This window comes from Sungkyunkwania multivorans (assembly GCF_042675645.1).
Lineage (GTDB): Bacteria > Bacteroidota > Bacteroidia > Flavobacteriales > Flavobacteriaceae > Sungkyunkwania > Sungkyunkwania multivorans.
In genome coordinates, this window is the sequence record NZ_JBHTJH010000025.1 from 1,289 (window position 1) to 1,546 (window position 258).

Below are 258 nucleotides of genomic sequence, written 5' to 3' on the forward strand. Positions count from 1 at the left end.
TGACGGCAACGGCGACCCGATACCTGACAACGAGACCACGGAGACGGACGACGGGGACGGCACGAGTGACGGTGACCCGACGAACGACCCGACGGTGACCACGCTCGGTCCGAACCCGGAGCTGACGGTGACCAAGACGGTGCGCGTCGCAGGCTCGGCCCTGAATGACGTGATCGAGTACGACATCATCGTGACCAACACGGGCAACGTGACCCTGACGGACATCGAGGTGGTGGACGCGAACGCTGACGCGGGCAG

The 258-nt window shown here is 65.5% G+C and carries 1 protein-coding gene; it reads left to right on the top strand.

What is annotated here, in order from left to right; genetic code table 11:
• A partial coding sequence (locus ACFQ1M_RS17695) for a DUF7507 domain-containing protein (protein ID WP_386411325.1) occupies nt 1-258 on the top strand: 258 nt, incomplete at both ends.